General features: G+C 68.9%; 21 protein-coding genes, 1 tRNA gene, 1 other RNA gene and 2 pseudogenes. 20 read left to right on the top strand and 5 right to left on the bottom strand.

Annotated elements, in window-relative coordinates:
- The first annotated feature begins 51 nt into the window (after positions 1–51).
- Complete coding sequence (locus tag V6V89_RS29125) at positions 52–552, top strand: DUF6912 family protein (RefSeq protein WP_334622671.1); 501 nt, start codon at positions 52–54, stop codon at positions 550–552.
- Here V6V89_RS29125 and V6V89_RS29120 read toward each other — a convergent pair.
- On the bottom strand, positions 545–1,450 hold the full coding sequence (locus tag V6V89_RS29120) for a hypothetical protein (RefSeq protein WP_334622670.1): 906 nt from the start codon (positions 1,448–1,450) through the stop codon (positions 545–547). The genes V6V89_RS29125 and V6V89_RS29120 overlap by 8 nt on opposite strands.
- 105 nt (positions 1,451–1,555) lie before the next feature.
- Here V6V89_RS29120 and pruA point away from each other — a divergent pair, with 105 nt between their 5' ends.
- Positions 1,556–3,184 (top strand): L-glutamate gamma-semialdehyde dehydrogenase, encoded by a 1,629-nt coding sequence (gene pruA / locus V6V89_RS29115; RefSeq protein ID WP_334622669.1) that lies wholly within the window; start codon positions 1,556–1,558, stop codon positions 3,182–3,184.
- 47 nt (positions 3,185–3,231) lie between these two features.
- Here pruA and V6V89_RS29110 read toward each other — a convergent pair whose 3' ends face one another.
- On the bottom strand, positions 3,232–5,436 hold the full coding sequence (locus V6V89_RS29110; protein WP_334622668.1) for a helicase-associated domain-containing protein: 2,205 nt from the start codon (positions 5,434–5,436) through the stop codon (positions 3,232–3,234).
- Between the two features lie 170 nt (positions 5,437–5,606).
- Here V6V89_RS29110 and V6V89_RS29105 point away from each other — a divergent pair, with 170 nt between their 5' ends.
- From V6V89_RS29105 to V6V89_RS29050, 12 genes are all read left to right on the top strand, one after another.
- Entirely contained in the window at positions 5,607–6,905 is a 1,299-nt protein-coding gene (locus V6V89_RS29105; protein WP_334622667.1) for a serine/threonine-protein kinase, read from the top strand.
- Positions 6,906–7,027: 122 nt separating this feature from the next.
- The gene (locus V6V89_RS29100) at positions 7,028–7,543 is read left to right on the top strand and encodes a PadR family transcriptional regulator (RefSeq protein ID WP_334622666.1); all 516 of its coding nucleotides are present in this window, start codon (positions 7,028–7,030) and stop codon (positions 7,541–7,543) included.
- 18 nt (positions 7,544–7,561) lie between these two features.
- A complete protein-coding gene (prfB, locus tag V6V89_RS29095) occupies positions 7,562–8,683 on the top strand; it encodes a peptide chain release factor 2 (RefSeq protein WP_334622665.1) in 1,122 nt (373 codons plus the stop codon).
- A gap of 94 nt (positions 8,684–8,777) precedes the next feature.
- On the top strand, positions 8,778–9,458 hold the full coding sequence (ftsE, locus tag V6V89_RS29090; RefSeq protein ID WP_265249373.1) for a cell division ATP-binding protein FtsE: 681 nt from the start codon (positions 8,778–8,780) through the stop codon (positions 9,456–9,458).
- A gap of 35 nt (positions 9,459–9,493) precedes the next feature.
- Entirely contained in the window at positions 9,494–10,372 is an 879-nt protein-coding gene (gene ftsX / locus V6V89_RS29085; RefSeq protein WP_334622663.1) for a permease-like cell division protein FtsX, read from the top strand.
- Positions 10,373–10,496: 124 nt separating this feature from the next.
- Positions 10,497–11,828 carry a M23 family metallopeptidase gene (locus V6V89_RS29080; RefSeq protein ID WP_334622662.1) on the top strand — a complete coding sequence of 444 codons (1,332 nt, stop codon included), beginning with the start codon at positions 10,497–10,499 and terminating at the stop codon, positions 11,826–11,828.
- A 17-nt stretch (positions 11,829–11,845) separates the two neighbouring features.
- Complete coding sequence (gene smpB, locus V6V89_RS29075) at positions 11,846–12,322, top strand: SsrA-binding protein SmpB (RefSeq protein ID WP_334622661.1); 477 nt, start codon at positions 11,846–11,848, stop codon at positions 12,320–12,322.
- Between the two features lie 19 nt (positions 12,323–12,341).
- Complete coding sequence (locus tag V6V89_RS29070; protein WP_334622660.1) at positions 12,342–13,403, top strand: SRPBCC family protein; 1,062 nt, start codon at positions 12,342–12,344, stop codon at positions 13,401–13,403.
- A 10-nt stretch (positions 13,404–13,413) separates the two neighbouring features.
- Entirely contained in the window at positions 13,414–14,457 is a 1,044-nt protein-coding gene (locus V6V89_RS29065) for an SRPBCC domain-containing protein (protein ID WP_334622659.1), read from the top strand.
- A 64-nt stretch (positions 14,458–14,521) separates the two neighbouring features.
- Positions 14,522–14,896: a transfer-messenger RNA gene (gene ssrA / locus V6V89_RS29060) on the top strand.
- 115 nt (positions 14,897–15,011) lie between these two features.
- Positions 15,012–15,692 (top strand): vWA domain-containing protein, encoded by a 681-nt coding sequence (locus tag V6V89_RS29055; protein WP_334622658.1) that lies wholly within the window; start codon positions 15,012–15,014, stop codon positions 15,690–15,692.
- A 105-nt stretch (positions 15,693–15,797) separates the two neighbouring features.
- The gene (locus V6V89_RS29050) at positions 15,798–16,262 is read left to right on the top strand and encodes a hemerythrin domain-containing protein (RefSeq protein WP_334622657.1); all 465 of its coding nucleotides are present in this window, start codon (positions 15,798–15,800) and stop codon (positions 16,260–16,262) included.
- A 5-nt stretch (positions 16,263–16,267) separates the two neighbouring features.
- Here V6V89_RS29050 and V6V89_RS29045 read toward each other — a convergent pair whose 3' ends face one another.
- The gene (locus tag V6V89_RS29045) at positions 16,268–17,071 is read right to left on the bottom strand and encodes an S-methyl-5'-thioadenosine phosphorylase (protein ID WP_334622656.1); all 804 of its coding nucleotides are present in this window, start codon (positions 17,069–17,071) and stop codon (positions 16,268–16,270) included.
- 139 nt (positions 17,072–17,210) lie between these two features.
- On the opposite strand from V6V89_RS29045, the gene V6V89_RS29040 reads away from it, so the two are divergent.
- The gene (locus V6V89_RS29040; RefSeq protein WP_334622655.1) at positions 17,211–17,801 is read left to right on the top strand and encodes a YqgE/AlgH family protein; all 591 of its coding nucleotides are present in this window, start codon (positions 17,211–17,213) and stop codon (positions 17,799–17,801) included.
- 70 nt (positions 17,802–17,871) lie between these two features.
- Positions 17,872–17,944, top strand: a tRNA-Ala gene (locus tag V6V89_RS29035).
- A 198-nt stretch (positions 17,945–18,142) separates the two neighbouring features.
- Here V6V89_RS29035 and V6V89_RS29030 read toward each other — a convergent pair.
- Positions 18,143–18,556 (bottom strand): hypothetical protein, encoded by a 414-nt coding sequence (locus V6V89_RS29030; RefSeq protein WP_334622654.1) that lies wholly within the window; start codon positions 18,554–18,556, stop codon positions 18,143–18,145.
- Positions 18,557–18,559: 3 nt separating this feature from the next.
- Positions 18,560–18,805 (bottom strand): annotated as a pseudogene (locus V6V89_RS29025) (RRQRL motif-containing zinc-binding protein); the annotation flags it as partial.
- Between V6V89_RS29025 and V6V89_RS29020 the strand changes: the two are divergent.
- From V6V89_RS29020 to V6V89_RS29005, 4 genes and pseudogenes are all read left to right on the top strand, one after another.
- Positions 18,802–19,467, top strand: a pseudogene (locus tag V6V89_RS29020) (GntR family transcriptional regulator); the annotation flags it as partial. The pseudogenes V6V89_RS29025 and V6V89_RS29020 overlap by 4 nt on opposite strands.
- A complete protein-coding gene (locus V6V89_RS29015; protein WP_334622653.1) occupies positions 19,464–20,165 on the top strand; it encodes an HAD family hydrolase in 702 nt (233 codons plus the stop codon). The pseudogene V6V89_RS29020 and the gene V6V89_RS29015, both read left to right, overlap by 4 nt.
- Before the next feature lie 845 nt (positions 20,166–21,010).
- Positions 21,011–22,216 (top strand): hypothetical protein, encoded by a 1,206-nt coding sequence (locus V6V89_RS29010; protein WP_334622652.1) that lies wholly within the window; start codon positions 21,011–21,013, stop codon positions 22,214–22,216.
- A gap of 10 nt (positions 22,217–22,226) precedes the next feature.
- A complete protein-coding gene (locus V6V89_RS29005) occupies positions 22,227–22,787 on the top strand; it encodes a hypothetical protein (RefSeq protein ID WP_334622651.1) in 561 nt (186 codons plus the stop codon).
- Positions 22,788–23,048 lie beyond the last annotated feature (261 nt).

Genomic DNA, 23,048 nt, shown 5'->3' with positions numbered 1-23,048 from the left:
CTGCCCGCCCCGGTCGCGGGTTGATCACCGGAGGGGTGTAGTAACTGGGGCGTGTCAGATCAGGTCATCCGGGTGTACGTGCCGGCCACCGTGCCCATGCTCGCGGCGCTGCGCGCGTCGGGCCACCTCGGCGCGGTAGAGGGGCATGCGGTCACGCCGGCACTGCGCGAGTGGTACGCCGAGGGCGACGAGGAGGAGCTGGAGTACGTCGCGTTCACCCGTGCCGCTCAGGGTGCCCTGCGCCTGCTCCGGCACGACCTGGACGCGCCCCGGCGCCGCGTCGTGGTCTCCGCCGACGTGCCGGCTGCCGTGGTGCACCGGGAGGACGACGAGCTGGGCTCCAGCGCGGTACGCCTCACCGAGCCGGTCGGGCTGGGATCAGTGGCCGCGATCCACGTCGACGGTGCCGACGCGGCCGACGACGTGGCAGCCGCGGCCGACGTGGTCGAGGAGGCGCTGGTGGGTGACCCGGACGCCCAGTTCACGGTCGACGGCGCCGAGGACCACGAGCTCGAGTGGTACGACGTGACCGAGTTGGAAACTCTTACTTAGACGGCAGCGACCGGCCGAACGCCATGATCGCCGAGATCGCCCCCACGAAGAGCACGACCAGCGCGTAGTTCACCCGCGACTCGTCCAGCATGCGCTGGACCGTGCCGTCGGCCTCGCTCACCTCGCCGGCGAGCGTCATCACGCGGCTGCCGAGGGTCCGGACGATCACCTCGGCGACCATCAGCGCGAGCCCGGGGCCGGCTCCGGCGGTCGCGTACGCCGGCCAGCGCAGCACCTGTGCCCCCGCCCGACGCTGGGTCCAACGCAGGTAGAAGTACGCCACGAGGCCGGCTACCAAGCCGCTGATCACGGCGGTGGTCAGCGCGGCCCAGCCGGCGGCGCTGAGGCGCGACGACGCGTCGTCACCGGCGCCGTAGAGCGAGATCAGGTTCTCCTTGAAGTTGTCGAGCACCAGCCCGACGGCGAAGACCACGAGGCCGGCGCTGACCACGGCGCCGACCACCGAGCGTGCCCGCACCCCAGCCACAGCGCCGCCGACGGTGACCGCCGCCGCGAGGGTGCCGGCCAGGATCGTGCTGGCCTCGCCCTCGCCGTAGCTGGACACCACCGCGAGCGCCGCGCCCAGCCCTGTGAGCAGGCCGGCGCCGATCGCCGCGACGAACCGGACGGTGACGTGCCGCCGCAGCAGGTGGGCGACCGCGAGGCTCACCCCCGCGCCGGCCACGATGCCGGCCGAGATCACGCTCGGCAGCGCGAGGGCCGCCGATGTGATGGCCAGGGTGCCCTCGCCGCTGACGATGACGCGGTGGGCCGACCACATCATCGCGGCCAGCCACACCAGCGCCAGCACCGCCAGCACAGCCGCCCCCGGCGCGGCCTCTCCTGGGGGAGAAGCGGGCGGGGCGGAGGCGGGCGTGGTCTGGACGTCTTCAGTCATCGTCGCCACCCCTCGTGAAACCCGCCCCAGCGTACGCCGCGTGCGACGATGGCATGCGAGGCTACCGCCCACGCAGTAAAGATCAAGTTCCTACAGGAGCCGCAGATGGACGCCGTTTCCGCCGTACCCCCGCCGCGCAACGAGCCGGTCCGGAACTACGCACCGGGCAGTGCCGAGCGCGAGAGCCTGCGAAGCCGTCTGACCGAGCTGGCCGCCGACCGACTCGACCTCACCATGACGGTCGACGGCGAGCAGCGGATGGCCAGCGGCGCCCCGATCGACGTGGTGCAGCCGCACCGGCACCGGCACGTGCTGGGCGTCACGCGCAACGCGACGACCGCGGACGCGGCGGCGGCGGTGGCCGCCGCGAAGAAAGCGGCTCCGATGTGGCGCGCGCTGTCGTACGAGGATCGTGCCGCCATCTTCCTCCGCGCGGCAGACCTGCTCGCCGGCCCGTGGCGTGACACCCTCAACGGCGCCACGATGCTCGGCCAGTCGAAAACGGTGTACCAGGCCGAGATCGACGCCGCCTGCGAGCTGATCGACTTTCTTCGCTTCAATGTCTACTTCGGACACAAGCTGCTCGGCGAGCAACCCCTCTCGTCGCCGGGCATGTGGAACCGCTTCGACCACCGGCCGCTGGAGGGCTTCGTCTACGCGGTCACCCCGTTCAACTTCACCGCGATCGCCGCCAACCTGCCCGCGGCGCCGGCCCTGATGGGCAACACGGTGGTGTGGAAGCCGTCGCCGACCCAGCAGTTCGCCGCGCACTTCACGATGCGGCTCTTCGAGGCGGCCGGTCTGCCGCCCGGTGTCATCAACATGGTCACCGGCGATGGGCTCGCGGTCTCCGAGGTGGCGCTCGTCGACCCCGACCTGGCGGGCATCCACTTCACCGGTTCCACCAAGACGTTCCAGACGCTGTGGCAGGCCGTCGGGCAGCGCATCGCGGAGTACCGGACGTATCCGCGGCTGGTCGGCGAGACGGGCGGCAAGGACTTCGTCGTCGCGCACGCCAGCGCCGAGCCGGACGCGCTCGTGACCGCACTCGTGCGGGGCGCGTTCGAGTACCAGGGCCAGAAGTGCTCGGCCGCCTCGCGGGCGTACGTGCCGCGCTCGCTCTGGGAGGCTGGGGTGCGCGACAAGCTGGCGGCGACCGCCGACTCCCTCGCGTACGGCGACGTCGCCGACTTCACCAACTTCGGCGGCGCGGTCATCGACTCGCGGGCCTTCGCGAAGCACGCCGCGGCGCTCGACCGCATCAAGAACGCCGACTCCTGCACCGTGCTGGCCGGTGGCACCGCCGACGACAGCGAGGGGTACTTCGTGCGCCCCACGGTCGTGCAGTGCGGCGACCCGGACCACGAGGTCTTCACCACTGAGTACTTTGGACCGATCCTGGGCGTGCACGTATACGACGACGCACGCTTCGAAGACGTGGTGACACAGGCAGAGCGGGCCGCGCCGTACGCGTTGACCGGTGCCGTCTTCGCGACCGACCGCCGCGTCGTCGACTGGGCGTCGCAGGCGCTCCGGTACGCCGCGGGCAACTTCTACGTCAACGACAAGCCGACCGGTGCGGTGGTGGGGCAGCAGCCGTTCGGCGGTGCGAGGGCGAGCGGCACCAACGACAAGGCCGGCTCCTGGCACAACCTGGTTCGCTGGACGTCCCCGCGCACCATCAAGGAGACCTTCGTCCCGCCCACCGACCACACCTACCCGCACATGGGTTAGGCCGATCATTGCCCGCCGCAGGCCGGCAATGATCGACAGGACAGGGCCTAAGCGGGTGTCACGCCGCCTATGCGGTCGAGCAGAAACATGCGCTCGTCGTCGCGCAGGTGGCACCACGCGGCGAGCATCGGGCCGTCCAGGTCGAGCGGCTCGATGACCCGCTGTGACATCGAGCCCTGCGCGTCGGTGTAGGCGATCGTCACGGCGATTCCGCCGTCCACGGCGGCGGCCAGCAGCCGCTGCTCGCCGTCGCCGAGGTGTGGCGCCGCCACCTGCACGTGGTGGAGGGCCGACACCGGCGGCTCCAGCAGGCGGGCAGCCAGTTCGGCTGGTTTGGGCGGTTTGACGGCCGTCCGCGAAGGTGGGCGCCGCGGCACGGGAGCCCGCCGGCGAACCGGCCGCTCGATGGCCGCGGCCCCCGAGGCGTCCTCGCCGATCGGCGCGTATCCGGCCGACCGCAGCGCCGTGAGCGTCTCCACGAGCGGCCGGACGCTCGTGAGGACGGTTGGCGCCAGCACCGCGAGCCCGAGCGGACGCAGCGCCTTGGCCCCCGCCACCTCCGCCACCAGCGCGGGGTCGTCGGCGTACAGCACGCATCCGACCTCGCGCACCCGCAGCCGCCCATGCTGCCGCCCGACGTCGGCGACCAGGTACTCCAGCACCTGCGGTAGCGCACCGCCCACCGCGGCCGAGCGCAGCGCGTCGACCAGGGCCTCGGGGGTGCGGCCGGCGTCCAGCGCGGCGCGCACCGACGCGGTGGAGAAGCGCCAGGTGGTCGCTCCGCCGCGCGACTCCCGGGTGGCGGCGTCGTCGAGCAGCGCGGCGAGCGCGGCGGCCGGCGCGCCGGGCACCACGGCGGTGAGGTCGTTCTGGAACAGCGCCTCCGACACCGGCGGCGGCAGCAGATCCTCGGCGGCCACGGCGAGGCTCGCCCGCTCGTCGACGAGCGGGCGGCCGAGCGGGGTCAGGGCGCCATGCGCGACGGCGCCGATCAGCCGCGCCTCCTCCCACAGCGCGTCGAGCAGGGGCTCATCCGGGTCGGCCAGCAGCGGCGACCGCCAGCCCAGCACGTCGGCGAGGCCCTCGGCGGCACCCTGCCCGTCGGGCAGCTCGGCCAGCGCGTCCAGCAGGGCAGGACGCAAATCGTAGGCGGCCAGCCCGGCCGCGTCCCGCACCAGCGCGGGCCCGGGTTCGGGCACCAGCGGCGCGGCGGGCAGCCGCGGCCAGGCCCGGAGCAACGGCTGCAGGCGACCGGCCGGGCTCGTGACACACCACTCGTCGTACGCGTCGGTCGGCAGTACTCGCGCTTCCGCGATCCCGAGGAGGCCGGCGGCGTACCCGAGCTCCAGCCAGAGCCTGACCTGTGACTCGCCGCAGCCGGCGGACTTGGCCAGCCGTCGCAGCTCGCGGGCGCCGACGCCGCCCGACTTGAGCAGCGTGACGGGCGCCGCGCCGAACACCGCCGCGGCCTGCTCGACCGCCGCGCTGGCAGCGGCGGCGGCCTCCCGGGCCACGGCCTGCGCCGGCGCCGCCGTCAACCGTGGCGACGGCGGCCGTGGATCGAAGGGCGCCCGCCACTGCGGCCCGCGCAGCGCCCTGCCCACCTCGCCCGGCATCTGCGCGTGCTGCCAGCCGTCGGAGATCAACAAGCCGTGGCGCAGCGCCCACGCGAGCGGCCCGGTCGTGGGCCGCGCGTATGCCGGCATCGCCACGAGCGGTCCGCGCCACGCGACCGCCGTCAGCAACTCGCGCGCGCCGTCAGGGGCCGCCGCGACCAGAGCGGTCACCCGCTCGCCGTCAGCGAGCGCGGCGCACACCGCGGTCCAGGTTTTTTGTCTGGTACGCCCACCGGGCAACCCGAGTGCGATGGCGACTTCCCGTAGCTCGCTCACGGGGTACCCCTCCAGTAGCCGCTTGACAGGCCCGCCGAGGTTCAGTGGGTACTCGAAGGCCGTCCACAGAGGTCCCGCCATCCGCAGGTCGTCTCCGTCGGGCCACATCAGAGCGCGCTGGGAGAGCACGCGTAGGGTCGCGGCGAACTCGGGATCGTCCGGCGTCCGCCCCACCGCCGCGGCGAGTTGGTCGGTGCCGACCGTCGGCGGCCCGAACGCCTGCATGGCCTCGATGAGCTGGAGGGCCGGGCGGGGCAGCGACCCGATCGCGACGGAGACCGACTCGCCGTCCTGGAGCCGGCCGGCGAGGGCGGAGAGGGTCGTGACGGCCGGCGCGGCCATCGTGTCGGGGCGCCTCATCAAGATCGATTCGAGGTCGCCGGCACCGAGCGTCGCCAGCCATCGGACTAGGGGGGAAGCCACGAGCAATCAGCCTCTCGTAGCGTGTTTGCGAACGCTAGTCCCTTGTTCGTGCCAACCACCCGACAGGCCGAACCGGGAATTGGTGACCTCGGCCTACCGTCATTGGCATGGAGGCGCTGGCCGGCCGGTATCGGCTGGGTAGGGAGATCGCGCGCGGCGCGATCGGCACCGTGTGGCGCGGTGTCGATACGCGTAGTGATGAGCCGGTCGCGATCAAGCTGCTGCGCCCGGAGGCGGCCGAGCAGGCCAGCCTGGCCGAGGCCTTCCGCGCCGAGGCCGGGATCCTGCGTGAGCTGGACCACCCGAGCATCGTCCGGCCGCGCGACTACGTCGGCGAGGGCGACTTGCAGGCCCTCGTGCTCGACCTGATCGACGGTGAAGACCTGCGCCGCCGGCTCCGCCGGGACGGCCCGGTGCCGCCGTCGATCGCCGCCAACGTGGTGGCCCAGGTCGCCGACGCGCTCGCCTACCTGCACGCCCAGGGCGTCGTGCACGGCGACATCAAGCCCGGCAACCTGCTGGTGCCCGCCGACGGTCAGGCGGTGCGGCTGATCGACTTCGGCGTGGCGCGCCGGATGTCCGATCCGCCGCCCACCGCGATCCACGCCACGCCCGAGTACGTGCCGCCGGAGGTGGTCGAGGGCGCGCCGCCCAGTCCCGCCGCCGATGTGTACGCCCTCGGCATGGTGCTTTATGAACTGCTCTGCGGCCGGAGTCCGTTTCGGGGCGGCGAACCGCTCCAGGTGCTCCGCCGGCACGGCACCTGTACCCCGGTGCCGCCGCCCGGCCTGCCCCCGGTGGTCTGGCCGATCATCGAGGATTGCCTCGCGACCGACCCCGAGCGGCGGCCGGAGGCCAAGCTGATCGGGGCACGGCTGCGCGGCGTCGAGCCGGCTCTGGAGGGCGCGCCGGCCCTGCCGCCGCTCAGCCCCGGCCAGATCACGTGGTGGCCCCGCCCCACCGGCCCCGCGGCCGCCGTGGCGAAGGTCACCTGGGTGCCGCTCAACGCCGCGCCCGTGTCGCCCGCGTCCGCGTACGCCGGCCGCATGGTGGCCATCCCGATCGCCGGGGTAGGCCCGCAGCACCTCGACCCGGCGTACGGCACGGCGAGCCCGTGGCCCTCCCGGCGCGACCAGTCCGACTCGGGGTCGCCACGCCCGCGCCGCGGGCGTTTCATCGTGGCGGGCGGGGGCGGCGCGGCGGCTCTCGCGGTGCTCGCGTTCCTGGGCGGCCTCGTGGTGGCCGGCAATGGGCGCGTGACGGGCACCGTCCCGGCGGCCCGGATCACCTCGCCGGCACCGGCGGCCACATCGGCCACGCCGGTGCCACTGGCCACACCGGACACACGCGGCTGGCCCGGCATCGGCGACCCGATGCCACCGGCACCACCACTGGTACCTCGCTGATCACTGCTCGTAGCGGGTCCTCACCGGACTGTCGGGCACGGACAGTGCACAGTGGAGCAGATCGCCCCGCGGATCACGCGAAATCCTGGACGCGAAGGCCACAAAGTGGCAGCGTGGAGGGCATGGCAGAAACAGCAATCAACCCGACCGCCGCGGCCCTCCTCGGGCTGCTCCACGAAGGACCGATGACAGGTGGTCAGTTGATGGCCGCCGCCGAGCGTCGCCTCGGACCGTTCTGGTCGATGACCCGGAGCCAGGTCTACCGCGAATTGCCGGCGCTGGCCGACGCGGGATACGTCCGCTTGGGTAAGCCGGGACCGCGCTCCAGCCAGCCTTACGCGATCACCGCGTCGGGGAAGCGGGCGTTCGGCCGCTGGCTCGCGGAGTCGCCGGGCCGGGATGCCGTGCGCAACCCGATCGCGCTCCGCGTGGCCTTTGGCGACCAGCACTCCGCGGCTCAGTTGAAGGATCTCTACGCCGGCGCCAGCGAGTACCACAATCAGGCGCTCGCGGCGGCTCGGGAGCAGGCGAAGGAGGTCAAGAAGGAGGGCGACAACTACGGTGCGGCGGCGCTGGAGTTCGCGGTGGCCTATCACAAGGCCGCTCTGTCGTGGCTGAAGACAGCACCGACCGGGTAACGCGTACGCTTGACGGTTGTGACCGCTGCCGACTTCGCCGAAGAGCTCAAGGCCCTCGACTCCACCCTGCGCAACCTCGAGTCGGTTCTCGACCTTGACAAGTTGCGCCGGAGCAAGGCTGAGCTCGAGGAGGCGGCGTCCGCGCCGGACCTGTGGGACGACCAGGCGCGGGCGCAGCAGGTCACCTCGCGGCTGTCGTACGCCAACGGCGAGATCGCGAAGGTCGAAGGGCTGCGTCAGCAGCTCGACGACGCGCATGTGCTACTCGAGCTGGCCGAGGCAGAAGGCGACCCCAGCGCCTTCGCCGAGGTTGGCACCGAGCTGATCTCCCTGCGCAAGGCCATCGACGAGCTTGAGGTGCGCACGCTGCTCTCGGGGGAGTACGACTCCCGGGAGGCGCTCGTGGCCATCCGAGCCGGCGCGGGCGGCGTCGACGCCGCCGACTTCGCCGAGATGCTCCTACGCATGTATCTGCGCTGGGCGGAGCGGCACGGGTACCAGACCGAGGTCTACGACACGTCATACGCGGAAGAGGCCGGCCTCAAGTCGGCCACCTTCGCGGTCAAGGCGCCGTACGCGTACGGCACGCTGAGTGTCGAGTCAGGCACGCACCGGCTGGTGCGGATCAGCCCGTTCGACAACCAGGGGCGGCGGCAGACGAGCTTCGCGGGTGTCGAGGTGCTTCCGGTCGTGGAACAGACCGACCACATCGACATCCCGGAAAACGAAATCCGGGTCGACGTGTACCGTTCGTCTGGTCCTGGTGGACAGAGCGTGAACACGACCGACTCGGCGGTTCGGATCACACACATCCCCACCAACATCGTGGTCACCTGCCAGAACGAGAAGTCCCAGCTGCAAAACAAGGCCTCCGCGTTGCGGGTGCTCCAGGCCCGCCTGCTGGAGCGCAAGCGCCAGGAGGAGCAGGCCAAGATGGAGGGCCTGAAGACCGACGCGGCTGGCTCCTGGGGCGACCAGATGCGCTCGTACGTCCTGCATCCGTATCAGATGGTGAAGGATTTGCGCACTGAGAAGGAGACGGGCAATCCGTCCTCCGTGTTCGACGGCGAGATCGACGACTTCATCGAGGCGGGCATCCGCTGGCGGAAGCAGCGCGAGATGGCGGGCGACGCGGCCTGAGTACGTCACAGCTGGCGCTGAATTTCAGGCAAGGTGCGCAAACTGCTCCAGGGCGGACTTGGCTATCTAGTTACACCGCGTAGACTCTCGACCCGTGATTCAGCTCGAGAACGTCACGAAGACGTATCCCAAGGCGTCAAGGCCGTCGCTGGACCAGGTCTCGTGCGGGATCGAGAAGGGCGAGTTCGTCTTCTTCATCGGCCCCTCCGGCTCCGGCAAGTCCACGATCATCAAGCTGCTGCTGCACGAGGTCACGCCCAATCAGGGCAAGGTCGTCGTGAACGGCCGCGACGTCACGTCGATGCGCTCCTGGAAGATCCCCCACTTCCGACGCTCGATCGGCTGCGTCTTCCAGGACTTCCGTCTGCTGCCCAACCGCACCGCCTACGAGAACGTGGCCTTCGCCCTCGAGGTCATCGGCAAGACCAAGGCGGTCGCTCGGCGGGTCGTGCCCGAGGTGCTGGAGCTCGTCGGTCTCGGCGGCAAGGAGCACCGGTACCCTCACGAGCTCTCCGGTGGTGAGCAGCAGCGTGTGGCGGTCGCACGGGCGTTCGTCAACCGGCCGCTGATCCTGCTGGCCGACGAGCCGACTGGAAACCTCGACCCCGACACCTCAATCGAGATCATGCGGTTGCTGGACCGGATCAACCGGACGGGCACGACCGTCGTGATGGTCACGCATGACTCCAACATCGTCAATCAGATGCGCCGGCGGGTCGTTGAGATCGAGAGTGGCCGGATCGTCCGCGACCAGGCGCGCGGCGTCTACGGCTAAGCACCCGACCGAACCCCAGCGAAGGAAATCCCCCGATGCAGCGGCTTAAATACGTCCTGTCCGAGGTGATGGTCGGGCTGTGGCGAAACGTCACGATGACCATCGCCATGATCATTACGATGGCCGTCTCGTTGGCCATGCTGGGCGCTAGCGGCCTGATGTACATGCAGGTCGACAGCATGAAGGACTTCTACTACAAGAACATCGAGGTGGCGATCTTCCTCGACGCTGAGGTGACCGACGCGCAGCGGTCCGAGCTGAAGACGCAGCTCGAGGGCGACCCGCTGGTCCGCGAGGTCATCTACGAGTCCAAGCAGCAGGCGTACGAGAAGTTCAAGACCATGTACGCCGACGCTCCTGACCTGGTCAACGCGGTCAAGGAGGGTCAGCTCCCCGAGTCGTTCCGGGTGCGGCTCAACAACCCCGAGCAGTTCAAGCAGATCTTCGACAAGTACGAGAACACCGAGGGCATCGAGACGATCGTCGACCAGAGACGGCTGCTCGACAAGATCTTCAACATCCTCGGGTCCGTGCAGAACATGGCCCTGGCAGCCGCGACCGTCATGGCCATCGCGGCCCTGCTGCTGGTCGGAAACACGATCCAGGTAGCCGCGTACAGCAAGCGGCGAGAGGTCGCGGTCATGAAGCTCGTCGGCGCGTCGAACTGGTTCATCCAGGCTCCGTTCGTGCTGGAGGCCGTGGTCGCCGGGCTCATCGGCTCGATCATCGCCTTCGCCGGGCTGGCCGCGTTCAAGGGCTTCCTCCTCGACGGGTCGCTGAGAGACCTGACCGACCTGCTGACACGTCTGAGCTGGGGTGACGTGCTCCTGATGTTCCCGCTGATGGCGGGCGTCGGCGGTCTGGTCAGCGCGATCACCGCTTGGGTCACACTCCGCTTCTACCTGCGGGTTTGACGCGCTTCGACGCAGCTCACGAGCGCCGCTCCCCCCGAACGGGTGGGGAGCGGCGTTCCGTTTTAGGTGCTTGAGACTGCTGTGACGGGGGTACGGTAAAAGACACGAATGAGGGGAGTTGCCTGTGAAGCCCCATCGTGCCTGGTTTGCGGTCTTTGCTGCCGTGCTGCTGACCCTGCCCGCGGCCCCAGCGGCGGCGGCGCCTGGACTGCCCGCCCACCTCCCCGACCACGCCACCCTTCAGGCTCAGGGGGCCGCGCCAGCCAGCAGAGCGGCAAGTGATCCGCGCGACGACAAGAAGCGCATCGACGCCGAGGTGGCCGCGGCCGCCTCGATCCTGGAGGGCGCCACCGCGCGGGCACAGTCGGCCGCGAAGCGGCTCGCGGCGGCGAACGCCGTGCTGCCCGGCGCGCAGGACCGGGCTGCAGAGGCCCGCGGGCTGGTCGCCGCAGCGGATGTCGCCGCCAACACGGCACGGCGCCGCGCCGAGGCTGCCGCGGTCGCCGTCAAGGGGGCCGCGCAGCGATACACCGAGTCGGAGCGGCGCGTCGAGGAGGCGCGCGGGCGGGTCACCGAGTTCGTGTCGTCGGCGTACAAGGGCGGCGGCATCGTCACCCTCAACCTGCTGATCGACGCCCGTACCCCCATCGAGGCGGCCGAGCGGTACGGGTACTTCGAGCGCATCCTCGGCGCCGAGAAGGTGGCGCTGGACGGGTTCACGCATGCACGGCGAGCCGCCAAGCAAGCGCAGAACGACGCCGTGCTGGCCCAGCGCGAGGCCGAGGCGGCGCGGCTCGCGGCCGAAGGGGCGCTCGCCGAGGCGCGGGCGGCACAGGCCGAGGCGGAGGCAGCGGTCGCCTACGTCGCCACGCTGGCCGCCGAGCGGACCGAATCGCTGGAGATCGCCGAGCAGGAGCGCGACGCCAGCCTCGCGAAGTACGAGGAGGCGAAGGCGGAAGCGGCGCGGATCGAGCAGGAACTGCGCGCCTGGGAGGACCGGCAGAAGGTCACCCGGCCGGGCGGGGGCACCCCCGTGGTGCGGCCCGGTGCGAGGCTCCTGATGCCGGTGCAGGGCTGGAAGTCCAGCGATTTCGGCATGCGTTACGACCCGTACTACCGCGTGTGGCAGCTGCACGCCGGGGTCGACATCGCAGCGGGCGGCGGCCAACCCATCTACGCCGCCGCCGACGGGCGGGTCATCCGGGCCGGCTGGAACGGCGGGTACGGCAACTACACGTGCATCAGCCACGGCAGCTACCGGGGCAGCGGATTGAGCACCTGCTACGCGCACCAATCCCGGATCGTCGTGTCGTCGGGGCAGCGGGTGCGGCGGGGGCAGGTGATCGGGCGGGTCGGCACCACCGGTGCCTCGACGGGATACCACCTCCACTTCGAGGTGCGCCTCTCCGGCCGGCCCACGCAACCGCTGAACTGGCTCCCTGGTTGCCTGTGTTGACACGCTAGGCTTGCGCGGTGCCGAGAGAAAAGGGTCGCAAGGTCGTCGCGTCAAACCGCAAAGCGCGCCACGACTACACCATCCTCGACACGTACGAGGCGGGCATGGCGTTGACCGGCACCGAGGTGAAGTCGCTTCGCGCCGGCCGGGCATCTCTCGTCGACGCGTTCGCCCAGGAAAAAGCCGGCGAGCTGTACCTCTACGGGATGCACATCCCGGAGTACACCCAGGGCACGTGGAACAATCACGAGCCCCGCCGCACCCGCAAGCTCCTGCTCGGCCGGCTCGAGATCGACCGCCTGATCGGCAAGCTGCGCGAGACCGGCTACACGCTCGTGCCGCTGTCGGTGTACTTCTCCGACGGGTGGGCGAAGGTCGAGATCGCGCTGGCGAAGGGCAAACGGGCGTACGACAAGCGGCAGGATCTCGCGAAGCGCGACGCGGATCGCGAGATCACCCGGGCGATGGGGCGCCGCGGCAAGGGGATGGAGTGACACCCCTCCGGGCGCCGCGGTGACCGAGATCAGGATCAGCGTCCAGTACCAGCACCAGCCCGAGCTGGTGTGGCGGGCGCTGACCGACCGCAAGCTGCTCTCCCGGTGGTTCATGCTGACCGACCTGGAGCCGCACGCGGGGTCCACATTCGAGCTGCTGCCGGAGACTCTGCCCGGCTTCGACGGCACGGTGCGGGGCGAGCTGATCGAGGTGACCGAGGGGCGCCGGCTGTCGATGCGCTGGCGCGGCGAGCAGATGCACTCGCGGGTCACCTGGGAACTGTCCGAGACGCCGGGTGGCTCCCGCTTGCTGATCACGCAGTCCGGGTTCCTTGGGATCCGGGGCACCGCCCGGCGGCGGCAGCTCATCGCCACGTACCGGCGGCTCTTTGGGGTGCGGCTGGCCGCCGTACTCGATGGGCTCGCGGCCGGTGCGGACATCGCGGTGCCGCCACCCCCGTCGGTGACCGACGCTCCGGAGCCGCCGGACCGGCGGCGGCAGGTGCTCGTGGTGCTCGCCGCCGCGCTGCTCGTGGCCTGCGCCGCTGTCGTGGTGGCCAACCTGCCATCGCGCACGAGCGACCCGGCGTCGGCGCAGATGACGTCCGGCTCGGCGCTCCCGGCGGCGACGCAGGCGACCAACCGGCTGGCATCCGGTACTGCCGCGCCGCCGCGCCGGACGCCCACGACAAGCCCATCCCCGTCCGGGTCGGTCAGCAGCGCCGCGACGCCGGCCGCGCCCAGCACGACCCCGCCCGCCCCCGAGGCTGCTGCCCTGGGGGCCAGCTACGCCACGCTTTCGACGACTTTGCTCGGATACCGGGGAAGCGTCGAGGTTGCCAACAGCGGCGGTAGTTCGTCAGAGCCGTGGACGGTCACCCTGGTCGTGCAGGGCCTCGATCTGGTCAGCGGAGTGGAGGGCCCGGCGCCGAAGCGAAGTGGCGATACCGTCACCTTCAGCGGTCCGGCGCTGCGGTCCGGCTCGTCCACGCGGATCGTCTTCGACGTGACTCTTAGCCTCCTAGGGTCGAAAGAGCCGGCCAATTGCGAGATAGATGGCAGTACTTGCGCGGGTCTGTAAGGTCACCCGAGTGAGTGAAATCCGGTTAGATGTCGACCTTGAGCATCCGCCCGAGCGCGTGTGGCGGGCGTTGACCGAAGACCGGCTGCTGGCCCAGTGGCTTGACCTGCCCGGATTCGATCCTGTATCGGAACTTGAGGTGACCGGGCTCGAAGAGCCGCGCCGCGTCGCCATGCTCTGGGGCAACGACGACCTGCACACCCGGCTGACGTGGGAGCTGTCGGAGACCTCCAACGGCTGCCAGCTGCTGCTGCGGCAGACCTGCGTGTACGGCGAGTGGGACGACGAGCAGCGCGAGACGCTGCGGGACGTCTGGGAGTCGGTACTGGACGAACGGCTGCCGGCCGCGCTCGATTGGCTGGCGTTCGGCGAGGTCGACCTGCTGGGCGACCCCGACCCCGACACCGAGCCCGCCGTAGCCGGCGTCGACGAACCCACCGTCCTCGCGCCGACCGTGGCGCCCCGCCGACGCAGTGGCCGCCGGACCCTCGTAGCCGTCCTCGCCGTCCTCGCCGTGGCCACCGGAGCCACCCTGATCCTGCTCGTCCGGCCCGGCAAGGACGACCCGATCGCGTCCACCACGCCCGCCGCCGAGGAGTCGTCCACCACTGCCCCCGCGGCCACGGCCAGCGCCGGCGCGGGCCGCGCGGAGGCGGCATCCGCCCCCTCACCGACGCCGACCCCGTCACCCACCAGTCGCGCCGAGTCGGCCACCACGCGTCCGGCCCCGCAGGCCAAGCTGGGCGCCCAGTACGAGACCGTGTCGACGCGCATCCTCGGCTACCGCGGCGAGGTCACACTGAAGAACACCGGCGACGCCACCGCGCAGGGCTGGCAGGTGACGATCACCCTTCGGGAGGGCGCCACTGTGACGGACGCCACTGGCGCCTCCTTCAAGCAGGAGGGCACGACGGTGACGTTCACCGGCTCGAACGTGCGGGCAGGTGCCTCGCTGGCTTTCGAGTTCGAGGTGGCAGGCGACGCGCGCCTCGGCGCCAAGGGACCCGACAGCTGCCAGGTGGACAACGCGCCCTGTGGGGCGGCGGCGGGATGAATCCAGTAGCGCGGGGCGTTAAGCTTGGCGGTAGGTAGTGATCAGCTCAGGGAGTGATCAGCAAGGGGGTGACTGGTTTCGACTTCGTCCGTTGCGACAGGGGAAGCGAGCCGAGGAAGCCGACGTCGTCTCGAGAATCGGTCGTCGGAAACCAATAAGCGCCGAAACCAAGCGCGCTGACTTCGCTCTCGCCGCCTGAGGCGAGTAGTGAGTCTGTCGGTCTGGGAATGCCTTCGTCCCAGTTAACCGGCATCAGCTAGAAGGCTGGCCAATCGAACCCGGCCGCGGGGTTCGTGCGGTGAGATTAATCGCGGCTGGGCCCGTCACATCGACTCGCTCGCGTGATCGGTGGGGCCGAGTAGAGGCATAGCGAGCTGCGCTCGGAGAAGCCCTGACAAGACGCCGAAGGACCCGGGTTCGATTCCCGGCACCTCCACCAGTCCAAGGGCGGTACGACCCACTCGGGTCGTACCGCCCTTCGCCATCTCCGCTGGTCGGGAGGGGTCGCGTGGGGGTCGCACAATGAGGGGGCACCGCGATCTAGGGGAGGCGCTGTGTCCGAATCCGCGTACGCCGTCGACATCGTCTTCTGTATCGACGTGACGGGCAGCATGTCGCCCGTCATCGACACCGTGAAGAAGGGCGCACTGTCGTTCCACAAGAGACTCGTCGATGCGATGTCCGCCCGCGAGAAGGCGGTTGGCCAGCTGCGGATCCGCGTCGTGGCGTACCGGGACTTCGAGGCCGATCCCGGCAACCCCGTGGAGCTGTCCGACTTCTGGCGGATACCCGAGCAGGCCAAGCAGTTCGAAAAGTTCGTCAAAGGGCTGCGGGCGGACGGCGGGGGTGACGTGCCCGAGTCGGGCCTCGAAGCACTCGCCCTCGCCATCAACTCGCCGTGGGAGCGGGAGTTCGAGCGGCGCCGCCACGTGATCGTCATGTTCACCGACGCGCCGGCGCACGACCTGGGCGTCGGTTCGGGCACGAGGCAGTACCCGCCCGACATGCCCAATGACCTGGACGAGTTGGCCGCGATGTGGGGGCGCGGCCGCAGCAACTCGGCCGTCATGGACAGCGGCGCCAAGCGACTGCTCATCTTCGCGCCGGATCTCCGGCCGTGGACGACGATCGCCGACTCCTGGAGCAACACCCTGCACTCGGCGTCGAACGCCGGCACCGGCCTGCGCGACGTCGACCTCGACGAGGTCATCGGCACCATCGCCGGCAGCGTGTAACCGCCTCATCCGTCCCACCAACCACAACCCGCCAGTGAAGGCTGGACACTCCGCGCTCCCAGCCGCGACCATCGCCTAATAGCTCGTGGCGGGAGGTGCGTCGTGGTGGCAGGACCGATTCAGCACCCGACCGCGGCGGATGCCACGTCGCTCGCCGTCGCACGGCGGCACCGCGCGACCCTCCTGGGAAGCATTCACGCCTTCGAGCAGGCGCTCGCCGCGCCGGCGGGTGACCCGGGATGGCGGCCACGAGTGAGCACCCGGCTGCACGCGCTGCGCGGGGCGTTCGCGGAGCACATCGTGGTGACCGAGGGCGCCGACGGCCTGTACGCCGAACTGCTCGACCAATCGCCGCGGCTGGCGCGCGCGGTGCGGGTACTCGTGCATGAGCACGCGGCGGTGGCCGCCGCGCTCGGCGCCCTTCAACGGCGGGTCGACGCGCTCGAGACCACGGTCGACGACCTGCGCGCCTGGGCGAGCGACCTGCTGCGCGACCTCACGCGGCACCGCCAGCGCGGCGCAGACCTGGTCTACGAGGCCTTCGGGACCGACATCGGCGGCGAGACCTGAGCCGCCTACGGCAGCTCGATTGGCAGCTTGATGCCGTCCAACGCGGACGGGCACGGGCAATCGCGCTCTTGCGGCAGCGCCGCCAGCGTGTCGAGGAGTACCGTGCGGAGGCGGTCGGTGTTTTCCCCGAAGACCCGGAAGACCTCGTCCTGCGTGACGCTGTGCCCGCCCTCGACTCCGGCGTCGAGGTCGGTGACCAGAGCGATCGCCGTGTAACAGAGCGCCAGCTCGCGGGCGAGCACCGCCTCCGGGTGGCCGGTCATGTTGACGACAGTGCCGCCCATGCTGGTGTACCAGCGTGACTCCGCCCGGGTCGAGAAGCGAGGGCCTTCGATGACGACTATCGTGCCGCGGCTCTCCGCTTCGATCCCGTGCCCGCTGGCCGTGGCGAGCACCGTCGCGCGGCCCACCGGGCAGTACGGGTCAGCGAACGAGACGTGGACGGCGCCCCGGTCGTAGTACGTCTGCACCCGGCCGGTGGTGCGGTCGATGAGCTGATCGGGCACGACGAAGCTGCCCGGCCCGAGGTCAGGCCGCAACCCGCCGACCGCGCACGGCGCCAGAATTTGCCGTACTCCGAGCGAGCGCAGCGCCCACAGGTTGGCCCGGTAAGGGATGAGGTGCGGCGGATGCCGGTGGTCGCGCCCGTGGCGGGGCAGGAACGCCACCGATCGGCCGCCCACCTCGGCGATTGTGATCGGGTCGGACGGTGCGCCGTAGGGCGTCTCGACCACATGCTCGGTGGCGCTGTCCAGTAAGGCATAAAGGCCGGACCCGCCGATGACGGCAAACTCTGCGTGAGGGCTCACGTTTGAGACCTTAACCATGGCCCTTGCCGCAGGCTATCGTGCGTGCATGGCGTTCACTGCGCGCATGGTCGGCACCGACCGCGCCGACCCAGAGGGTAAGCAGTTCCGGACACTAGGCGCGCGCGGGTAGCGGGGCGCCATGTACGGAGAGGGGCAGCGAATCGGGGGGCGGTCGATGGAGTCGATGACCGGGCAGCTACTGGTCGCGACCCCCGCCCTGAAAGATCCAAACTTCGACCGCACCGTCGTTCTGCTCGTTGCACACGAGGCGGGCGGCGCGCTCGGCGTCGTGCTCAACCGGGCCACCGAGGTGCCGGTGTCCGAGGTGCTGGGCAACTGGGGCACGATGGCCCGCGAGCCGGCTGTGCTCTTCGAGGGCGGCCCGGTGCAGCCCGAGTCGGCAATCTGTCTGGCCCGGATGCGCCCCGGCGCTCGCAAGGTGCGCGGCTTCCATCCGGTGTCCGGCTCGGTCGGCACGGTCGACCTATCCGTCGACCCCGAGACGCTCCAGAGCAGCCTCGTCGGCATCCGGGTGTTCGCCGGCTACTCGGGCTGGTCCGCCGGGCAGTTGGAAGACGAGATCTCCACGGGATCGTGGTTCGTCTTCGACGCACTGCCCGGAGACGCGTTCGTCGAGCGGCCGGAAGACCTCTGGTCCATGGTGCTGCGCCGGCAGGGCGGCATCCTGGCGGCGGTGGCACAATTCCCGCCCGACGTGGCCCTCAACTGACCCTCGGATGTGACCGGCGACTGCGGGATGTGTACTATTGCGCGGGTGCCCGGGAGACCGGGGATGTTTGGGGGCCGTGGCGCAGCTGGTAGCGCACCACACTGGCAGTGTGGGGGTCAGGGGTTCGAGTCCCCTCGGCTCCACCCAGATCCACATACGACAAACGCCCTGGTAGGGGAGAGATCCCGACACTAGGGCGTTTCTCGTCTCCGCTTACGATTGCCGGCCGCGTGCCAGATCCGTGCCAGATCAGGCGGCGATTTCGCCTCGCGCTTCCGTTATCAGCGTGTCGAGTGCCGACGCGATCGCGTGGTCCCGGTCACGCCTCGCGTGCTGGTAGATCATTGCCTCAGTGCCGGCCAGACGACCGGACGGCGCGGCGCGACGGGAGCAGCCGCGGTGCCCTCGGTCGTGATGTTGGTGCCCGGGTCTGCGGGCTGGCCTTCCAGCGGCGACGCGTCCAGCGGCAGCGTCTGCTCGGCGTCCGCCGGGTCCGGAATGGCCGGGGGCGGGCCGATCAGGTCCGGAGTGCGGTCAGTGGGCTCCGGCACCTCGGCCGGCGCGGCGGGCGGGGCGAGCAGCTCGGCCAGGGCGTCGCGTAGCGCGTTCGCCTTCGGTGAGCCGACGCGCAGCTCCTTCTTGAGCCGGTTGCGGGAGGGGATCTCGCCGAGCGTCTCGGCGAGCGCGCGGGCACGGGGCAGCAGGTCATCGATTGGCGCCGGGTAGGCGCTGTTGACGGTTGGTGCGGCGGTCATCGGTTACCGTCCTTCGTTGCAGTCCAGGCACTCGCCGAGCGAGCGCGGGATGTAGTAGGGCCGGACGTTCGTGCAGGTCGGGCAGGTGCGGCGGGCGGCTAGCGCCGCCTCGATCGCCGCGCGCTGACGCGCGGTTGCGGTGCGCTTGGGCCGTGCGAGGTCGACGCGGTACAGGTACGCGACTCGGGTGCCGCCTACGCCGCGCCACAAGATCTGAGCGGCGACCGGCTGACCGGTGGGGCGTAGCCCGCCGACTGATCGTCAGCCGGCAGGGCAGCGGCGCGTTCGTCCGGGCGCAGACACAGCGCCCCGTCGAACTCCGGCCGCACATCGAGGCTGCGTTCGAACACCCTCACGTCACCGTCGACTTCGCTGGGTTCTCCGGCGAAACACTGCGCGACGCGCTCAGCGAGACGCTAGACAAGGTGCGGGCCGGACGGCTGACACCGGAAACGGTCGCCGTGCGGGTGCTGCTCTGCGACACCTCGGCGCCGATGGCGCTGCCCGCCAGGGCCGAGACGCAGTCAGACGATCCGGCAGTGCGGGATCGAGCTGACCGGATCACCCGACGCGCGGCGAGCGGAATTCTCGATCAGATCAACGAACTGTCGGACCTGGGTCTCATTCCCTCGGCCACGGTCGCCGTTCGGATCTGGGGCGGTTCACCGCAGTTCAAGATGTACATCCTCAACAATGAGGAGGTGTTTTTCGGGTTCTACCCTGTGGTTGAGAGGACGGTAACGATCAAGGGCGTTCCGCTCGCTATTAATGACCTGCTGGGTAAGGACGTTCCGCTGTTCCACTACGCGATTACCGACGATGATGAAGCGCTCGGCACGCAGTTCGTACATGCCTCACGCGCCTGGTTCGATTCACTGTGGAACAGCGTTGCGCGGGGGTACGAGCCGTGACCACCAATGCCGCGCTTAGCCGCCTGCTGGCCGGTCGCGGGCCGCTCCTACTGGACTTCGACGGCCCGGTGTGTTCCATATTTGCCGGCTATCCCGCCGCAAGCGTCGCCGATGAACTCCGGTCGCTGTTGCGTGAGCACGGCGTGACGATCACCGAAATCCTGCTAGAAACCCCGGACCCGCTAGACGTGCTGCGCTGGGTCGGAACCCGGCGGCAGCCGGAAATCACGCGCCTTGTCGAGGACGCGCTGTGCGAAGCCGAGCTGCACGCGGTGCGGTCGTCCGCGCCAACGATGTACGCCAAAGAGGTCATCGTTGCTGCTCGCAAGTCGGGTAAGCCGATCGCGGTGGTCAGCAACAACTCCGCCGGGGCTGTCATGGAGTACCTGACCGCCAAGCGGCTTGCGCCGTACATTACTTCCGTCATTGGGCGCGCGTACGCCGATCCCGCCCTAATGAAACCCAACCCCGAACCGATCCTGCACGCCGTGTTTGACCTCGGCGCCGAGCCGGGCGAGTGCGTGCTAGTCGGTGATTCCCTCGCTGACATTACGGGCGCGCAAGCGGCCGGCGTCCCCATCATCGGGTACGCGAACCGCGAGGAAAAGGTGCAGACGTTCAAGGACGCAAAGGCAGACGCGGTAATCACGAGCATGGGCGATATTGCCGTCGCGCTAATCTGCGACGACACCGACTGACCTACCAGCACATACACATCACCGCCCCAACATTGAGGCGGTGCGCCTCACCCTGCGCTGACCAAGAAGGTCAAATGTCCCCTATTTCAAGAGCGCGATTGGCAACCCAATTTTCGGCTCTCGCTGGAAGAGGTTGCGTATTTTCGCAAGGTACTAACGGTGCACGCCAACGATCCGAAAGCGGGTGTGTGCCGGGTATGTGGGCGAGCAAGTTGCGAAGACTGGCGTGCCGCGTACGACCGACTCGCAGTAGCAGGTGAGCTTATGGGAGAGACGTCAAGGGCATCCCGCTACGTGCCGACGGGTCGCAACTTCGCGCCGAACCCCGATTCGCGACAGTTCGGCCGCGGGCATACAACCGTTCCGACCACCGGAAGGGCCAGCCGGACGGCCCGTATCTACGCGGACTGTGTCGACGGTGTCACCTGTGTCACTGGTGTCACTCGGCTGTCTCTGAACTGTGGAAACGTGCGCTGATCATGAGTGACAGTCGAGTGACACAGCTAGTCCCACCCTCTGATCGTTGGGACGTTTATGCAGGTCAGTGGTCGGCGCTCAAGGATTTCCTCCAGCAGGCCCTGATCTGCTCACACAATTCCCCTGGTCGCCGCTCGCCATGGACCGCACGTGCCCTGCTGGGGGCCGCGGCTCGTCGTCCCCCGGAGGAATTCCGTGTGCCCGATGCCAGAGGAACGTCGTGAGCGTGGCCAGAATCGGCGAGCCCTTGACCCCTTACGCCAACCATCAATACGATGCGTTCAACATTGATCGACGTAGTCGGCGGATGCCCAGACTCACGGTCACTTTCTGTTCCGATGGCCCGCAGCTACCCAAGGGGAGGGTGCATGAGGCAGCACGGACGCACAAGGAGGGGTGTCGGGATCCTGACGCTCGTCTTGGCCACCGCAACATTCGTTGTTCCGCCGCCAGCCGTGGCAGCGGAAACAACCGAACCCGAGCGAATTCTCACCGGACAGATCCTGACAGCGACGGGAACACTAAGCGGCGAATCAGTGGACGAGGCGAGCCTCGCAAACGTGAAAGAAGCGGCGGGCGCCGTAGTCCGGTTGACCTACCTTACGAACCCGAGCGGTCCGGATGGCGGTACCGGAGATATGGTGGTGGTCGCCAATGCCGTCACCGATTCTCAAGGGACTTACACGCTGTCGTATGTGCCCGACACGGTCCTCAAGGAGCAGGCGGAGGTCAATGACGGTTGGGCGAACTTCATCCTGGTCGTCGTAACGTCTGATGGCTCGACGACCCTTGAGGGAGTATCGCGTCGGTGGACCGGCTTAGCGTGGGAGTACAATGATCGCGAAGGCATGTCGCCCGACGACAACCGTGCGACTTATCTCGTCTCTGATGCTGATACCGGTCGACTCCTCAATGGCAGCAAGGCTGAGGTACCAGACGTCAGCCTAATGGCGGTGCCGTACCCATATTGCTCTCATACGGTGCTTCAAACGCACACCGCCTACACAGACATCATGGAGTTTCACAACTCTGCGGATGCTGACGGGCGTTGGGAGTACGGACAAACCTCCGACTCGGACATCAGCCTTGGCCTGAAGCCTGCCGGAGGTAACTGGTCTCTAGGTGGCACCGTGCACGCCGGAAACTCGCTTTCGAGTAGGATCGGCGGTGCGACCCCAAACAACTACAACAGGGTGCCGCGCACCCTCTTCGAGTACAAGCGGTCCAAACTATCCGGAAACATTCGAGTCTGCAACGTTAACAACTATGAGGTTGTGTACGCGACGCGGTGGCTCGGTGGCCTAATTGACCGAGCTCGCAACATTTCAAGCGGCTGCGTCACAACTCCGCAGTCCAACTACCGAGTCCAGTTTGCTAAAGGGACGAGCTTCTACCGAGGGTCGAGGCGTGCGGTAACTTTAGGCGCGGCGGCGGAGCTGGGCTTCGTGAGCCTCAGCGCCACGAGCGGCTATTCGGGATGGGTCGACATGTCTTGGACGTTCACGCGCAATTGGTGTTGGGTATGTGGCAATAACGACTACCCCAACTACTCAAAGGTCGTTTATGTCACGTAGTGGGGGCAAGATGGCGACAACACTGGTCAGACGGCGGCCAGCGATCTTCTTGGCCGCAGCCGTCGCAGTGATCGTGTTGGGTGTCGTCGTCGCCATCAACGCTCGGACGGGGGAAATCTCTGGTGGGCCGCTAACGTTGGGCGACATCCCCACCGAGACGCATATCCCGACGCCTGTGAACACTACGGTTACGTATGGCGTGCTGGTTCTACGCAACCGGGGGTCCGAGACCGCCACGATCAAGAGCATCGAGCTGGTGCCCGACGGCGACCAAGGGGGAGTAGAAGTCGTTGATATCCGGGTGTACGCGCTTTCCAGAGGTGCGGATATCATCGGCACCGCTCTGAACTACGACCCTCCGGCCCAGTCGGTTCCTGCTCGGGACAGCACTATCCCGCCGAGCAACGGCGAGAATGCGAGTGGTCAGGAACTCATCTTCGGGGTGCGCGGAGAAGATCCAGGCATCGCCAAATTCAAGGATGTGGAGATCCACTACCGCATTGGCTCTACCCGGTACGTGCTCTCGTCTCGGCATACCGTCTGGTTCTGTGTAGGAAAGGAGACATGCTAGTAGCGGGGTGTCACCCGTGTCGCTCAACCGCTTTTGACCTGCCGAGATGCTCCTGATCTTGATTGACGTACCGGTACGTACAGAGACTGAAACATGAGTGGAGGAAGCGCCGTCGCTCATGTTTCAGTCTCTCGTGCGGGAGCCGGAGCTGTAGCCAGATGTGTAGCTAGGACGCAGCGAATCCATCGGGTGGCCAGCCAGGGCTATTGCGTTCTAGATGCGCTGGTCACGGCCTTGATGAGATCGTGGGGGCGGCGGTTG

This window comes from Micromonospora sp. CPCC 206061 (assembly GCF_036906915.1).
Classification (GTDB): Bacteria; Actinomycetota; Actinomycetes; order Mycobacteriales; family Micromonosporaceae; genus Phytohabitans.
The sequence above is the reverse complement of the archived record's forward strand: the minus strand, read 5'-3'. Positions and strand labels throughout refer to the sequence as shown.

Bases quoted from the DNA above. Each gene is read 5' to 3' on its own strand.
- V6V89_RS29120 (WP_334622670.1), bottom strand. From the start codon at position 1,450: ATGACTGAAGACGTCCAGACCACGCCCGCCTCCGCCCCGCCCGCTTCT.
- pruA (WP_334622669.1), top strand. From the start codon at position 1,556: ATGGACGCCGTTTCCGCCGTACCCCCGCCGCGCAACGAGCCGGTCCGG.
- V6V89_RS29110 (WP_334622668.1), bottom strand. From the start codon at position 5,436: ATGAGGCGCCCCGACACGATGGCCGCGCCGGCCGTCACGACCCTCTCC.
- V6V89_RS29105 (WP_334622667.1), top strand. From the start codon at position 5,607: ATGGAGGCGCTGGCCGGCCGGTATCGGCTGGGTAGGGAGATCGCGCGC.
- V6V89_RS29100 (WP_334622666.1), top strand. From the start codon at position 7,028: ATGGCAGAAACAGCAATCAACCCGACCGCCGCGGCCCTCCTCGGGCTG.
- ftsX (WP_334622663.1), top strand. From the start codon at position 9,494: ATGCAGCGGCTTAAATACGTCCTGTCCGAGGTGATGGTCGGGCTGTGG.
- V6V89_RS29040 (WP_334622655.1), top strand. From the start codon at position 17,211: ATGTACGGAGAGGGGCAGCGAATCGGGGGGCGGTCGATGGAGTCGATG.
- V6V89_RS29030 (WP_334622654.1), bottom strand. From the start codon at position 18,556: ATGACCGCCGCACCAACCGTCAACAGCGCCTACCCGGCGCCAATCGAT.
- V6V89_RS29010 (WP_334622652.1), top strand. From the start codon at position 21,011: ATGAGGCAGCACGGACGCACAAGGAGGGGTGTCGGGATCCTGACGCTC.
- V6V89_RS29005 (WP_334622651.1), top strand. From the start codon at position 22,227: ATGGCGACAACACTGGTCAGACGGCGGCCAGCGATCTTCTTGGCCGCA.